We start from the raw sequence: 15,306 nt of genomic DNA on the forward strand, positions 1-15,306 counted from the left end.
CATGGGCGCCGAGCACCAGATCACCGCCGGCTTCATGCCGCTTTTCGATAGCGCCGTGCTGGTCGCGGCCGGCGAACTGGGCTTTGCCGCGCGCGAAGGCATCGATCTCACCCTGCACCGCGAGACCTCCTGGGCCAACATCCGCGACCGCATCGCCATCGGCCATTTCGACCTCGCGCACATGCTCGGACCGATGCCGCTCGCCTGCAATCTGGGCCTCACTCCGCTCGCCTCCGAGACCATCGTGCCCTTTTCGCTGGGGCTCGGCGGCAACTGCGTCACCATCTCCAACGCCGTCTGGGCCGGCATGGCGGCGCACGGTGCGGCACCCGATCTCGATCCGGCCCGTGCCGGCGCGGCACTTGGCGCCTTCATCTGCGAGCGGGCCGACGCCGGCCGGGACCCGCTGCGTTTCGCCGTCGTGCATCCGCATTCCGGGCACAATTACGAACTGCGTTACTGGCTTGCCGCCTGCGGCGTCGATCCATCGCGCGAGATCGAGATCGTCATCGTGCCGCCGCCCTTCATGGCCGACGCGCTGGCCGCCGGCCGCATCGACGGCTATTGCGTCGGCGAGCCCTGGAACAGCGCCGCGGTGGCGGCCGGCACCGGCCATATCGTCACCGTCAAGGCACGGATATGGCGCAACAGCCCGGAGAAGGTGATTGGCGTGCGCAAGGCCTGGGCCGAACAGGTCCCAGAGGCGCTGGCGGCCCTCTTGCGCGCATTGCATCACTCGGCGCGCTGGTGCCAGGATCCGGCGAACCGCGACGAACTGGCCGCGGTGATGGCGCAGCGTGGCTTCCTTGGCCTGCCTCCGGCGGTCCAGATGCCGATCCTGACCGGCCATCTCCAGCTGGGCGGCGGGGCGGAGCTGGACATCGACGACTTCTTCGTGCCGTTCGACAAAGCCGCCAACTTTCCCTGGAAAAGCCATTCGCTGTGGTTCTACACGCAGATGGTCCGCTGGGGCCACGTCGCGCACACGCCCGACAATCTCGCCATCGCCCGCGACTGCTACCGCCCAGATCTCTACCGCTCGGCACTGAAGCCACTCGGGGTGGCGCTGCCCGGCGCCAATGCCAAGGTCGAAGGCGCGCTCAAGGCCGCGACCGCGGTAGGCGCGACGGGAGCCGGCCTCATGCTCGGACCGGACGGTTTCTTCGATGGCCAGATCTTCGATCCAGACGAGATCGACGCCTATATCGAGAGGCAAAAATCAGCCATCGGGGAAGCCTGATCATTTTAGCGCCATGCTTGTGCATTGCACAAAAATTATGCGCTCGAAAGGTGAGCTGACCAATGTTTGACCTCAGTCGCGACGGATCGGGTCGCCGCATAAAGCCCCCATCGTATTGATTCCATTTGGATTTTTCGGCCAGAGGTAAACTGGCACGGTTCCTGCTTTGAAATAAACGAGCCTTCACGGGCAATGGAACAGGCGTCCAATGGCGGGCGCCGTAGGCAAAGCTGCCGCTCAGGTCACTGCGCAATCCCCAGGGATGCGCGAAGCCTGGCCGGTGGCTTTTTTGTTTTTGGCCGAACACGCAATCGACGGCGCTTCCAACGCGCCCAACCGGAGACGACGATGACGAAACGGATCGGAACTGGCACGTCCCTCAAGGATTTCACCCGCCGCGATTTTCTGGCCAGCAGCGCGCTGACGGCAGGACTGTTCCTCGCCGCAAAGACATTGTTTCCCGCCGGCGCTCATGCCGAAGGGAAAGGTCCCGAAGTAACCGGCGCCAAGCTCGGCTTCATTGCGCTGACCGATGCCGCGCCCCTGATCATCGCCAAGGAGAAGGGCCTGTTCGCGAAATTCGGCATGCCTGATGTCGAGGTGCTCAAGCAGGCCTCCTGGGGCGCGACGCGGGACAATCTGATGCTCGGCGGCGAAGCCAATGGCATCGACGGCGCCCACATCCTGACGCCGATGCCTTACCTCATGCACACCGGCAAGGTGACGCAGAACAACCAGCCGCTGCCGATGGCGATCGTCGCCCGCCTCAACTACGACTGCCAGGGCATTTCGGTCGCACAGGAATATGCCGCGACCGGCGTCGGCCTCGATGCCGCCAAGCTGAAGGACGCCTTCGCCGCCAAGAAGGCCGAGGGCAAGGAGGTCAAGGCCGCCATGACCTTCCCGGGCGGCACCCATGATCTGTGGCTGCGCTACTGGCTGGCGGCCGGCGGCATCAACCCGGACAAGGACGTCTCGACCATCGTCGTGCCACCGCCGCAGATGGTGGCCAACATGAAGGTCGGCAATATGGACGTGTTCTGCGTCGGCGAGCCGTGGAACGAACAGCTTGTCCATCAGGGCGTCGGCTTCACCGCCGCCACGACCGGCGAACTCTGGAAGGGCCATCCGGAAAAGGCGCTCGGCCTGCGCGCCGCCTTCATAGAAAAATATCCCAACGCCACCAAGGCGATCGTCATGGCGGTGATGGCGGCACAGCAATGGTGCGACGCCAAGGAAAACAAGGACGAGATGGCCGCCATCATCGGCAAGCGGCAATGGATGAATGTGCCCGTCGCCGACATTATCGGCCGCCTCAAGGGCGACATCAACTACGGCAATGGCCGGGTCGCCAGCGCCACCGACCTCTACATGAAATTCTGGAAGGGCGGCGTCTCCTACCCGTTCAAGAGCCACGACAGCTGGTTCCTCACCGAAAACATCCGCTGGGGCAAGTTCGCGCCGACCACCGACATCAAGGCGCTGGTCGACCAGGTCAACCGCGAGGATATCTGGCGCGAGGCGGCCAAGGAACTCGGTGTCGCCGCGAGCGACATCCCGGCCTCGTCCTCGCGCGGCGTCGAGACCTTCTTCGACGGCAAGACTTTCGATCCGGCCAACCCCTCGGCCTATCTCGACAGCCTGACCATCAAGGCATCGGCTTAGTCAGGCCGTTTGTACCCAACGCAAACGGCGCCAGCGCCGTTTGGCGCTCAGTACCGCACCAGCACACCACGGAGTATCCCCAGGACATGTCCATCCAAGCCGTCGAGGACACCAAGGTGAAAGCATTCCCGGCCAAGTCAGCCGAGGTGGTCGCCTTCACCGCCAAAGCGCGGCGCCGTGTCGATCCGGTGGCGGTTGCCACCAGGGTGGCCAGCGTTCTCGTCCCGCCCGCCATCGTCATCGCCCTTCTGCTTGTCGTCTGGCAGGTCGCCTGCTCGTCACCGACGGCAAGCCTGCCGCCGCCGAGCCAGGTGTGGAACGAGGCCTATGACCTGATCGCGCATCCGTTCTTCGACAACGGCCCGCAGGATATCGGTCTTGCCTGGCGGGTGCTGATCTCGCTGCAGCGCGTCGCCATCGGCTTCGGCATGGCGGCGGTCGTCGGTGTGGCGCTCGGCGCGCTGGTCGGCCAGTCGATCTGGGCGATGCGCGGCCTCGATCCAGTGTTCCAGATCCTGCGCACCGTGCCGCCGCTCGCCTGGCTGCCGCTGTCGCTCGCCGCCTTCCGCGACTCCAACCCGTCGGCTCTGTTCGTGATCTTCATCACTTCGATCTGGCCGGTCATCATCAACACTGCCGTCGGCGTGCGCAACATCCCGCAGGACTATCGCAATGTCGCCCGCATCCTGCGGCTGAACCAGCTCGAGTTCTTCATCAAGATCATGGTGCCGGCCGCTGCGCCTTACATCTTCACCGGCCTGCGCATCGGCATCGGCCTGTCCTGGCTCGCCATCGTCGCGGCCGAAATGCTGACCGGCGGCGTCGGCATCGGCTTCTTCATCTGGGACGCGTGGAATTCGTCACGGCTGCCCGACATCATCGTCGCGCTCGCCTATATCGGCGTCACCGGCTTCTGCCTCGACCGCCTGGTCGCGGCGGTCGGCGCCTTTGTCACCCGCGGCACGACGGCAAAGTGAGGAGAGCGCCATGACCGCCTATCTCAAGCTCGACCATATCGACAAATCCTTCGCTCGTGGCAGCCAGGTAAGCGATGTGCTGAGGGACATCCGGCTGACCATCGACAAGGGCGAATTCGTCTCCATCATCGGCCATTCCGGTTGCGGCAAGTCGACCTTGCTCAACCTGATCGCCGGCTTGACCAAGGTTTCCGCCGGCGCGGTGTTGCTGGAGGACAAGGAGGTCGACAGCCCCGGCCCCGAGCGCGCCGTTGTGTTCCAGAACCACTCGCTGCTGCCGTGGCTGACCGTCTACGAGAACATCAATCTGGCGGTGTCGAAAGTCTTCGGCCGCTCGAAGAGCAAGGCCGAGCGGCATGACTGGATCATGCGCAATCTCGACCTCGTGCAGATGGCGCATGCGAGCGACAAGCGGCCGGCCGAAATCTCCGGCGGCATGAAACAGCGCGTCGGCATTGCCAGGGCGCTTGCCATGGAACCCAAGATCCTGCTGCTCGACGAGCCGTTTGGTGCGCTCGACGCCTTGACCCGCGCCCATCTGCAGGACGCTGTGATGGACATCCATTCCAGGCTGGGTTCGACGACGATCATGATCACCCATGACGTCGACGAAGCGGTGCTGCTGTCCGACCGCATCGTCATGATGACCAACGGCCCGGCGGCGACCGTCGGCGAGGTGCTGCCCGTGCCGCTGGCGCGGCCGCGCCGACGCATCGAACTTGCCTCCGACCGGACCTTCCTGCGTTGCCGCGAGGCGGTGCTGAAGTTCCTCTACGAACGCCACCGCTTCGTCGAAGCCGCGGAGTAACGCCATGACCGAAAAACTCGTCATCATCGGCAACGGCATGGCGCCCGGGCGCATGCTGGAGCATCTGCTGGAACAGGCGCCGGGCCGCTACGCCGTCACCATCTTCAACGCCGAGCCCAGGGTCAATTACGACCGCATCATGCTGTCGCCGGTGCTCTCCGGCGAGAAGGCCTATGAGGAAATCATCATCCATGGCGACGGCTGGTACATCGCCAATGACATCACCCTCTACAAGGGCCACAAGATCATGGCCATCGACCGGCAAGCGAAGACCGTCACCTCCGACCACGGCGTCACCGAGCCTTACGACAAGCTTGTCATCGCCACCGGCTCGGTGCCGTTCATCATCCCGGTGCCCGGCCACAATCTGCCGGGCGTGCTGACCTATCGCGATCTCGACGACGTTCAGGCGATGATGCTCGCCGCCCAGGCGCGCGCCAAGGCCGTCGTCATCGGCGGCGGCCTGCTCGGATTGGAGGCGGCGGCCGGCCTCAACGCGCAAGGCATGGATGTCACCGTGCTGCACGTCATGCCGACGCTGATGGAGCGCCAGCTCGATCCGGCCGCCGGCTACCTCCTGCAGCGCGCGGTGGAGCAGCGCGGCATCAAGGTCGTCACCAAGGCCAACACGCAGGCAATCACCGGCAATGGCAAGGTCGAGCGGGTGGAACTCGCCGACGGCACAATCATCCCGGCGACGCTGGTCGTCATGGCGGTGGGCATCAGGCCGAACGCCACTCTTGCCAAGGATGCAGGCATTGCCGTCAACCGCGGCATCGTCGTCGATGCCGGGATGCGCAGCAACGACCCGGATATCTACGCACTCGGCGAATGCGCCGAGGTGGGCGGCATGGTCTACGGGCTGGTGGCGCCGCTCTATGAGATGGCGCGTGTCGCCGCTCATCAGCTTGCCGGCGACGAGACCGCCGCCTTCGTCCACATGGACACGCCGACCAAGCTGAAAGTCACCGGCATCGACCTCTTCTCGCTTGGCGACTTCGCCGATGGCGACGACCGCCAGGAAATCGTGCTGCGCGATGCCGCCGCCGGCGTCTACAAGCGCCTGGTGCTCAGGGATGACCGCATCATCGGCACCGTGCTCTATGGCGAGACATCGGACGGCGCCTGGTTCAACGACCTGAAGAAGAAGCAGACCGATATCTCGCAGATGCGCGACACCTTGATCTTCGGCCAGTCCTACCAAGGGGGTGCCCCGCTGGACCCTATGGCGGCCGTTGCAGCCTTGCCGGATGATGCGGAAATCTGCGGCTGCAACGGCGTCTGCAAGGGCAAGATCACGGGCGCGATCACGGGCAAGGGCCTGACTTCGCTCGACGACGTGCGCGCCCACACCAAGGCGTCGGCGTCTTGCGGCTCCTGCACCGGGCTGGTCGAAAAGCTGATGGTGCTGACCCTTGGCGACACCTACAACCCGGCCGCCGTGCAGCCCATGTGCTCCTGCACCGTTTTCGGCCATGACGACGTGCGAAGGCTGATCAAGGCCAAGGGACTGAAGACCATTCCGGCGGTCATGCAGGAGCTGGAGTGGAAGACCTCCTGCGGCTGCGCCAAATGCCGGCCGGCCCTTAACTACTACCTCGTCTGCGACTGGCCGGACGAGTATGCCGACGACTACCAGTCGCGCTTCATCAACGAGCGCGTCCACGCCAACATCCAGAAGGACGGCACCTATTCGGTGGTGCCGCGCATGTGGGGCGGCGTCACCAATGCGGCCGAACTGCGCGCCATCGCCGACGTCGTCGACAAATTCGAGATTCCGATGGTCAAGGTCACCGGTGGCCAGCGCATCGACATGCTGGGCATCCGCAAGGAGGACCTGCCGGCGGTGTGGGCCGACCTCGGCCAGGCCGGCTTCGTTTCGGGCCATGCCTATGCCAAGGGCCTGCGCACGGTGAAGACCTGCGTCGGCTCGGACTGGTGCCGCTTCGGCACGCAGGATTCGACAGGTCTCGGCATCCGCATCGAGAAGTTCATGTGGGGCTCGTGGACGCCGGCCAAGGTCAAGATGGCGGTGTCGGGCTGCCCGAGGAATTGCGCCGAGGCGACCTGCAAGGACGTCGGCGTCATCTGCGTCGATAGCGGTTACGAGATCCATTTCGCCGGCGCCGCCGGGCTCGACATCAAGGGCACGGAAGTGCTCGGCCTGGTCAGGACCGAGGACGAGGCGTTGGAGCATATCGTGGCGCTGACACAGATGTATCGCGAGCAGGGCCGCTATCTCGAACGCATCTACAAATGGGCCAAGCGCATCGGCATCGCCGAGATCAAGCGCCAGATCATGGACGATGGCGAGAAGCGCAAGGCCTATTACGACCGCTTCATCTTTTCGCAGAAGTTCGCCCAGGTCGATCCATGGTCCGAGCGCGTGTCCGGCAAGGACAAGCACGAATTCCGGCCGATGGCTTCGGTAGGATTTGCGCAGGCGGCGGAGTGATGGAGATGTTTGCGCGAGGCACCCCCCTCTGGCCTACCGGCCATCTCCCCCGCAAGGGGGGAGATCGGATGTCATATCTGCTTTCGCCAATCTCCAGCGCTGAAGAAAATGCGCCTGCGCTCAAGCTGCCAATCTCCCCCCTTGCGGGGGAGATGTCCGGCAGGACAGAGGGGGGCGCCTTGGCGCAATCCTATCAAGCAAAGGCACACCTATGACCTGGACATCGATCGGCACCCTCTCCGACATTCCCCGCCGTGGCGCGCGCTGTGTCGCCACCCCGCAAGGCAAGATCGCTGTCTTTCGCACCGCCGAGGATCAGGTTTTCGCTATTGACGACCATTGCCCGCACAGGGGCGGACCGCTGAGCCAGGGCATTGTCCATGGCGCGGCGGTGACCTGCCCCTTGCACAATTGGGTGATCTCGCTGGAGACGGGTAAGGCGCTTGGCGCCGACGAAGGCGCCGTGCGCACGATTCCCGTGAAGCGGGAGGGCGAGCACCTGTTCGTCGCGCTGGAAGCGCTGGCCAGCCGCGCGGCCTGAACCATGGAGATTGACGCAGCGCGCGAGGTGAGGACCACCTGCCCCTATTGCGGGGTCGGCTGCGGCGTGCTGGCGAAGATCACCGCGGACGGGCAGGTATCTGTCCGCGGCGATCCCGATCATCCCGCGAATTTCGGCCGGCTCTGTTCCAAGGGCTCCGCACTGGCCGAGACGATCGACCTCGACGGCCGGCTGCTCCATCCGCAAATCCACGACCGCCCCGCCGGCTGGAACGAGGCGCTCGACGTCGTCGCCTCGACCTTCCAGCACACCATCGCCGAACATGGCCCCGACGCGGTCGCCTTCTACGTCTCCGGCCAGTTGCTGACCGAGGATTATTATCTCGCCAACAAGCTGATGAAGGGGTTCATTGGCTCGGCCAACATCGACACCAATTCGCGGCTCTGCATGGCTTCGTCGGTTGCCGGCCATCGCCGCGCGTTTGGTTCGGACACTGTGCCGGGAACCTACGAGGATCTGGAGCTGGCCGACCTGATCGTGCTGGTCGGCTCCAATCTCGCCTGGTGCCATCCCGTGCTCTATCAGCGCATCGCGGCTGCCCGGGAAAAGCGGCCCGAGATGAAGATCGTGCTGGTCGATCCGCGCCGTACCATGACATCAGACATCGCAGACATGCATCTGGCGATCGCGCCGGATGGCGACGTCGCCCTGTTCACCGGCCTGCTCGCCTGGCTCGGCCAGCACAATGCGCTCGACCGTGCCTATATCACGGCGCATACGGCCGGATTCGGACAAGCCCTGTTCGCCGCCTCGACGCTGGACCTTGCCGGCGTCGCTGCCGCCACGGGCCTCAGCGAGGACGAACTTAGCCGTTTCTACAGCCTGTTCGCCAGGACGGAAAAGACCGTCACCGTCTACAGCCAGGGCGTCAACCAGTCGTCCCAGGGCACCGACAAGGTCAACGCCATCATCAACTGCCATCTCGCCACCGGCCGCATCGGAAAAGCGGGCGCCGGCCCTTTCTCGGTCACCGGCCAGCCCAACGCCATGGGCGGCCGCGAGGTCGGCGGCATGGCCAACATGCTCGCCGCCCACATGGAGATCGAAAACCCCGGGCATCGCGAACGCGTGCAGCGCTTCTGGAAGGCGCCGGCGATTGCCGGGGAGCCCGGTCTCAAGGCGGTCGAGATGTTCAAGGCGGTGGCCGATGGGCGCATCAAGGCGTTGTGGATCATGGCCACCAACCCGGTCGATTCCATGCCGGATGCAGGGGCAGTCGAGGCGTCGATCAAGGCCTGCCCCTTCGTCGTGGTGTCGGACGTGCTGGCCGAGACCGACACGGTCCGCCACGCCCATGTCCGGCTGCCGGCCACGGCCTGGGGCGAGAAGGACGGCACCGTCACCAATTCCGAGCGCCGCATCTCGCGCCAGCGGCCGTTTTTGGCCGCCCCCGGCGAGGCGCGGCCCGACTGGTGGATCATTGCGGAAGTGGCAAGGCGGATGGGCTTTGGCGAGGCGTTTGCGCATAAGAGCCCGGCGGGGATCTTTGCCGAGCACGCCGCGCTGTCGGGGTTCGAAAATGATGGCGAGCGGGATTTCGACATCAGCGCTTATGCTGCGATCGATGTTGAGGACTACGAAGGATTGGCTCCGTTCCATTGGCCGGCGCCGAGCCCAGGCACCCCCCTCTGGCCTGCCGGCAGGCCAGAGGGGGGTGCTCAAGCTCAGCTTCAATCAGAAGGGGGTGCTCAGGCTGGAACTCGGCCAGAGGGGGCCACTTCGATTGAACGCCAACCAACCCGTTTCTTCGCCGACGGCAACTTCTACACGCCCGACCGCAAGGCCCGCTTCATCGCTCTGCGCCCAACCGTCGAGACCCGCATCACCGCCGCCTTCCCGCTCGTCCTCAACACCGGCCGGATCCGCGACCATTGGCACACCATGACGCGTACCGGCAAAAGCCCGCGCCTGTCCCAGCACATCGCCGAGCCCTTCGTCGAAATCCATCCCGAGGATGCACAACGCCACGGCATTGGCGACGCCGACATCGCGCGCGTTTCGACTCCGCGCGGCGAAGTGCTGGTCCGCGTGCTGGTGACAACGCGCCAGCGCCCGGGCAGCCTGTTCGCCCCGATGCACTGGACCGACCAGTTCGCCGCCAGGGGCCGGCTCGACACGCTGACAGCGTCGCTTGCCGATCCCGTGTCGGGGCAGCCGGCGCTAAAGCATGTCGCCGCCCGCATCGAGAAATTCACCGCTGGGGCCTTTGGCTTTGCCGTGACACGCAAAAGGCCCGTGACGATGGCCGCCGACTACTGGGCGACCGCCAGATGCCGGGGCGGCTGGCGGGTCGAACTGGCCTTTGCCAATGACGATATCGACTGGACGGCCTTCGCCGGCTCTCTCTTCGATGCCGCGGATGCCGAAATGCTCGCCTATCACGACCGCGAGGCCGGCCAGCACCGCATCGCCGCCTTCCAAGGCGAGCATCTGGCGGGTGCCTTGTTCATCGCACCCGGTCCGGTCGCGGTGTCGCGCGGCTGGGCCGCCGAGCAGCTCGGCGAGGTCCACGCCAGCCAGCGCGAACGCTTGAGGATCGTCGCCGGCCGTGCCGGTGCCGAGCGGCCCGATGCCGGCGCGACCGTCTGTTCCTGTTTCAACATCGGGGTGAACCAGATTACCGCGGCCGTGGCGGCCGGCTGCAACAGTGTCGAAGCCATCGGCGCCACGCTGAAGGCAGGTACCAATTGCGGTTCCTGCCGGTCGGAAATCCGCACGATCATCCAGGCCTGTCGGGTTCAGGCGGCCGAGTGAAGGCGTCCGTCCCACCTGGCAAAGTGGCACGGCCTTGCGAAATCGGCGGAACCCGCAAGGGCTTCAACCTGTCCAACGGTTAATTCGACCTGGCTGGGACTCATTTGGTTGATGGAGGTGAAAGATGCCGCCATGGACCAGAAACTGGAAACGCCCTTGACGACCGTTGCGCCACGCTGCGGCTGGATCTCGCCGTTCGGCTAACGATTCGGGAAGGGGTTCTCAAGCCATGGCAAACGAGACGCATGACCGTTGCCGTGGATCTGTGTCTCGGCTGGCCCTGTTCTTCGTAGTTGGTACGTCTGGACACAGATGTCGAAGACTGGAAAATGGGGAACGCAATCTCGCCATGCGAGTTGATTCAAGGCATCGGGAGATCATCGCTGAATCCGCAAGACATAGCCGGCCATCCAGCCTTGCACCGCTACGTTCAGGAACAGTCGCAGTCCCTGATCCGCATCTATGAGGAAAGCCCGCGGCTGGCTTCCGTCTTTGCCACGCAGCAACGCTGGCTGTTGGGCCATGTCGGCCTTGCCATGCACTTCAGGCGCGACCCGAACGACCGCCGCAAGGACCTGACCGTATCGCGTTTCATCGAGGTCGTGCACAAGAACGCCGTGGCCAGCCGCAACACGGCGGACGCCTTCATCAAGGAGATGCTGCACTACAACATCGCCGAGTATGTGGCGGGTGGGGACGGCCGCACGCATCCCCTGCAACCGACGGCGGCGACGATTGAGCGATTCACCGGCTGGGTAACAGCCCATCTGCGCACGCTCGACCATATCGATGGCGGCAACCGGCTGGCCAGGTTCCTGGAGCGGCCCGACATGCTTGCCACGCTGCAGCCGCTGGTGGCTGACGGCTTGCTAGCCTCAAAGCCGGTGCGCGAACCCAACCAGACCTTTTCCCTGTTCATCTGGCTCAACAATGGCGGCATCGTCATGGACTGGCTGATGTCGGGCATCAACCCCGACCATGCCGGGCTGGAGCGAATTCCGACCGGCGTGGTTTCGATCGGCGACTTCGCCAAATGGCTCAAGCTGTCGCGGACCCATCTCAGCCGTAAACTGCGCACGGCGGAGGAACTCGGCAGCATTGGCTGGCTTGGTCAGCGCGGCAATTCGGTGATGTGGGTGTCGCACGGATTCTACGAGGAATACATGATCGTCCAGGCCGCCAAGCTGGCCGTCGTCGACAGCGCCTTTGCAGCGTGTTTTTCCACCGACCGCCGAGTCCCGTCACCTCCCAGCTTGTGAAGGTGATGCAGGCTTATTTAAAGCGTCGATCGCGCGGGCGCGGCGCCGGTCAGACTGGTTGCGCCTCGTCGGTATGGCGTGCGCTCCAATGGCGCAGCACGACGGGAACGACGAGCGCCAGGCCGAGCAGCGAGGAATAGAGCTCGGGCGCCACCAGCAGCAGGGCGGCAAATACCAGGAGCACGTTCTCCCATGGGCGCGTTCGCACCAGCAGATAGCGCGACAGGGCGGCCCCGAGGCAGGTGATACCAAGCACGCAGCCGCCAAAGGCCAGGAAGAAATTCGGCCAGGTGAAGTCCTTTGTCACCAGCAGCAGGGACGGCGAGAAGACGAACACGAAAGGAACCAGCGCCTTGCCCAACCCTAACCGGAAGGCGGTGTTGCCTGTCTTGAACGGGTCCGCCCCCGCCATGCCGGCGGCCGCATAGGCGGCCAGCGCCACCGGTGGCGTGATGTCGGCCAGCAGGCCGTAGTAGAAGACGAAGAAATGGGCGACGATCGGTTCGGTGCCCAGCATGACCAGCGCGGGTGCCGCGATGGTCACCATGATGATGTAGTTGGCCGTCGTCGGGATGCCGCAGCCCATCAGGATGCAGACCACGCCGGTCATGAGCAGGGTGAACAGCAGCGTCAGGCCCTGAGCCGAGAAGATCGACTCGGGGATGAAGGTGCCGAACAGGAGCGACAACTGGCCTGCCGTCGAGGTGACGATGTAGGATAGCTTGAAGCCGACGCCGGTCAGGGTGACGACGCCGACGACGATGCCGACGGTGGCGGCCGCGGCACCGACGGCGAGCGCATATTTGGCGCCGTCGCGCAGGCATACTGCGATGTCGGCAACCGACATGCGACGGCGCGGATTGAGCAGGCCGACGGCGATACAGAGCGTGATGCCCCAGAAGGCGGCCATGTAGGGCGTGTAGCCCGAGAGCAGGACGCCGATGAGGACGACGAGCGGGATGATCGTCGGCCAGTCCCGCTTCAGCGCCTCGACGACGTCGGGCATCTCGTCCGGCCTGAGCCCTCGGAGGCCGGTGCGCTTGGCCTCGAAATGCACCTGCATGAACACGCCGAAGAAATGCATGAAGGCAGGCACGATGGCGGCCAGAATGATGGTCGTGTAGGGCAGTTCGAGGAATTCGATCATCAGGAAGGCGGCCGCGCCCATGATCGGCGGCGTGACCTGACCGCCGGTCGAGGACGCCGCCTCCACCGCCGCGGCGAAATGTTTCTTGTAGCCGAGCTTGATCATCGCCGGGATGGTCAGCGAGCCGACGGTGACGGTGTTGGCGACCGACGAGCCGGAGATCATGCCGAACAATGCCGAGCCGAAGATCGAAACCTTCGCGGGACCGCCGGCGTAGCGGCCGGCGACCCAGGCGGCACAGTCGAGGAAGAGCTGGCCGAGGCCTATGCGGGTTGCGAAGACGCCGAACAGCACGAAATGGAAGACGTAGGTGGCGACGACGCCGAGCGCGATGCCGTAGATTCCCTGCGTCGTCAGATAAAGGTGATCGACAAGCTGGGAAACGGACGCGCCGGGGTGCACCAGAATGCTCGGCATGTACCGCCCAAACAGTGCGTAAGCCATGAAGATGCACGCGATGATCGGCAGCGGGATGCCGACGGAGCGGCGCGTCGCTTCCAGGAGGAGCAGGATCAGGATAACGCCCAACACCACATCGAGCGTCGTGGGGTTGCCGACGCGGAAGGCAAGATCGTCGAGCGGGATCATCGGCACGTGCAGCACGGCCACCACGGCGGCGAGCGCCAGCAGCCAGTCGAAAAGCGGTATGCCAAGCGGCCGCAGGAAGCTGGATTGCGCGGGCTGGTCGTAACCCTTCTTCACCAGCGGGAAGACGAGGAAGATCAGCGCCAGCACCATCGACAGATGGATGCCTCGGTGCAGCATCTCCTGCAGCAACCCGAAGCCGGCGGTGTAATAGTGAAACAGCGACAGCGCCACCAGAAGGAAGCCGACCAGCCAGCCCGCGGCCTGGGTCAATGGCCGGAATCGGATTTCGGAGTCGAATTTCTCCTCCAGTTCGCGAGCCTTCTCCTCATCGAACTCCATCGCGGAAAGCGTGATTTTGTCATCGTCGCTCATGGCCGGTTCCGTGTCCTGAGTTTCCAGACAAAAGAGGCGGAAAGCGCGCCTCCCGCCTCGCTGTCGTCCGTCGGTCCTACGCGCTAGACTCCTACTTCAGGGCGCCGACTTCCTTGTAGAATTTCTCCGCACCGGGATGAAACGGAATGCCTGCGCTGGTGACCGCGTTCTGGAGCGTGATCAGCTTGCCCTTGGCATGGCCGGCCTGCAGCGCCTTCTGGGTCGCGTCGCTGTAAAGCGATTTGACGATCTTGTAGACGAGGTCGTCGGTCTGCTTGGCACTGGTCACCCATTGCGCGGCGACGGATATGGTCTTGGTCTCGCCGACATTCTTGTAGGTGCCTTCCGGCACAGTGTCGGCGGAGAAGAACTTCTGCTCGGACAGGAGCTTGTCGGCTTCGGGGCCGGTGATTGGAACCAGGGTGATGTTGTTGGTGCTGGCAAGTTCGACGATGGCGCCGGTCGGATAGCCGCCGACGAAGAAATAGGCGTCCATGGCGCCATCCTGGAGCCGCTCGCCGGCCGGACCGGGCTTGAGGTATTCGGGCTGCACATCTTTCTCCGTCAGCCCGTATGCGCCGAGCACGAGGCGCGCGTCGACAATGGTCCCTGAGCCCGGCTCGTCGAGGGAAACGCGCTTGCCCTTCAGGTCCGCCACCGTCTTGATGCCGGCATCCGCTCGGGCGACCAGATGGATCGTTTCGGGATAGAGCGTCGCGATGAGGCGCAGGTCATCGGCCTTGGGCTTGCCCTCATATAGGCCAGTGCCCGAATATGCCCAGTAGGCGACATCGGATTGCGTAAACCCTGATTCGGATGCGCCCGACTGGATGGCGCTAATGTTGGCGACCGACCCGTTGGAGGACGTGGCGGTGGCGACCAGGCCTTCGACGCCGGCCGGCCCCGTTGCCGAGATGGCGTTGGCGATCAGGCCACCCACCGGATAGTAAGTGCCGGACGTTCCACCCGTGCCGATGCGGAAAAAAGCCTGCTGCGCGTGCGCCGGCGAAAGGCCGGCGGCGGCCAAAGCCAAAGCTCCTGTGCCCATGGAAAAGGTGCGGCGGTTGATCGAAACAGTCATAACTACCTCCGAGTCAAAGATCGGCAGGATGTTGCAGCAACCGGAAGGTTGTCAACCTGCGCGTGCTTTTTGGCCGCTTCCAGAGCGCTTCCAGGAAGGGTGTGTTTCCGCCGGAATCGCGTCAAAACAGGGACTTAATGGATGGCACCCGGCTCCGGGACAACGACCTACATAAATCAGAGGCTTACAGCAGGTCGGGCGAATCCTATTCGCCGCGACATGCCGTAGAGCGGTTTAACCGCGTCGCCAGCGTCACCTGCCTGTGGCGACAACCAGCCAAACACAAGAGCCGTAAAACAAAAACCCGCCTTGCGGCGGGTCCAGACTGCTGACAAACCCCTGGCAATTGCCGGGGGTTTTTGATTCACTGGGTCATGTTGAAGCGACCCGCCCCCGAA

The 15,306-nt window shown here is 64.4% G+C and carries 10 protein-coding genes; 8 read left to right on the plus strand and 2 right to left on the minus strand.

Translation table 11 applies throughout. From position 1 onward, the window contains the following. Window position 1: 1 nt before the first annotated feature. From LB571_RS06285 to LB571_RS06320, 8 genes are all read left to right on the plus strand, one after another. Entirely contained in the window at window positions 2–1,240 is a 1,239-nt protein-coding gene (locus LB571_RS06285; protein WP_181177825.1) for a CmpA/NrtA family ABC transporter substrate-binding protein, read from the plus strand. Window positions 1,241–1,588: 348 nt separating this feature from the next. Further along, window positions 1,589–2,905 (plus strand): CmpA/NrtA family ABC transporter substrate-binding protein, encoded by a 1,317-nt coding sequence (locus LB571_RS06290; RefSeq protein WP_140661844.1) that lies wholly within the window; start codon window positions 1,589–1,591, stop codon window positions 2,903–2,905. Between the two features lie 86 nt (window positions 2,906–2,991). Further along, a complete protein-coding gene (ntrB, locus tag LB571_RS06295; protein ID WP_140619509.1) occupies window positions 2,992–3,882 on the plus strand; it encodes a nitrate ABC transporter permease in 891 nt (296 codons plus the stop codon). A 10-nt stretch (window positions 3,883–3,892) separates the two neighbouring features. Continuing rightward, complete coding sequence (locus LB571_RS06300) at window positions 3,893–4,690, plus strand: ABC transporter ATP-binding protein (RefSeq protein ID WP_015315955.1); 798 nt, start codon at window positions 3,893–3,895, stop codon at window positions 4,688–4,690. 4 nt (window positions 4,691–4,694) lie between these two features. Then, complete coding sequence (gene nirB, locus LB571_RS06305; protein WP_224592971.1) at window positions 4,695–7,145, plus strand: nitrite reductase large subunit NirB; 2,451 nt, start codon at window positions 4,695–4,697, stop codon at window positions 7,143–7,145. A gap of 211 nt (window positions 7,146–7,356) precedes the next feature. Beyond that, window positions 7,357–7,686, plus strand: coding sequence for a nitrite reductase small subunit NirD (gene nirD / locus LB571_RS06310; RefSeq protein ID WP_140661842.1), 330 nt, complete (start codon window positions 7,357–7,359; stop codon window positions 7,684–7,686). Between the two features lie 3 nt (window positions 7,687–7,689). Next, complete coding sequence (locus LB571_RS06315; protein ID WP_224592974.1) at window positions 7,690–10,461, plus strand: nitrate reductase; 2,772 nt, start codon at window positions 7,690–7,692, stop codon at window positions 10,459–10,461. A gap of 329 nt (window positions 10,462–10,790) precedes the next feature. Next, a complete protein-coding gene (locus LB571_RS06320; RefSeq protein WP_015315951.1) occupies window positions 10,791–11,720 on the plus strand; it encodes a hypothetical protein in 930 nt (309 codons plus the stop codon). Between the two features lie 49 nt (window positions 11,721–11,769). Here LB571_RS06320 and LB571_RS06325 read toward each other — a convergent pair whose 3' ends face one another. Together LB571_RS06325 and LB571_RS06330 are read right to left on the minus strand one after the other, a co-directional pair. Beyond that, window positions 11,770–13,827, minus strand: a complete 2,058-nt coding sequence (locus LB571_RS06325; protein WP_015315950.1) for a TRAP transporter permease — start codon at window positions 13,825–13,827, stop codon at window positions 11,770–11,772. 91 nt (window positions 13,828–13,918) lie between these two features. Beyond that, window positions 13,919–14,908, minus strand: a complete 990-nt coding sequence (locus LB571_RS06330) for a TAXI family TRAP transporter solute-binding subunit (RefSeq protein ID WP_140721502.1) — start codon at window positions 14,906–14,908, stop codon at window positions 13,919–13,921. Window positions 14,909–15,306: the final 398 nt, after the last annotated feature.

Source organism: Mesorhizobium sp. BR1-1-4 (assembly GCF_020165375.1).
Lineage (GTDB): Bacteria > Pseudomonadota > Alphaproteobacteria > Rhizobiales > Rhizobiaceae > Mesorhizobium > Mesorhizobium australicum.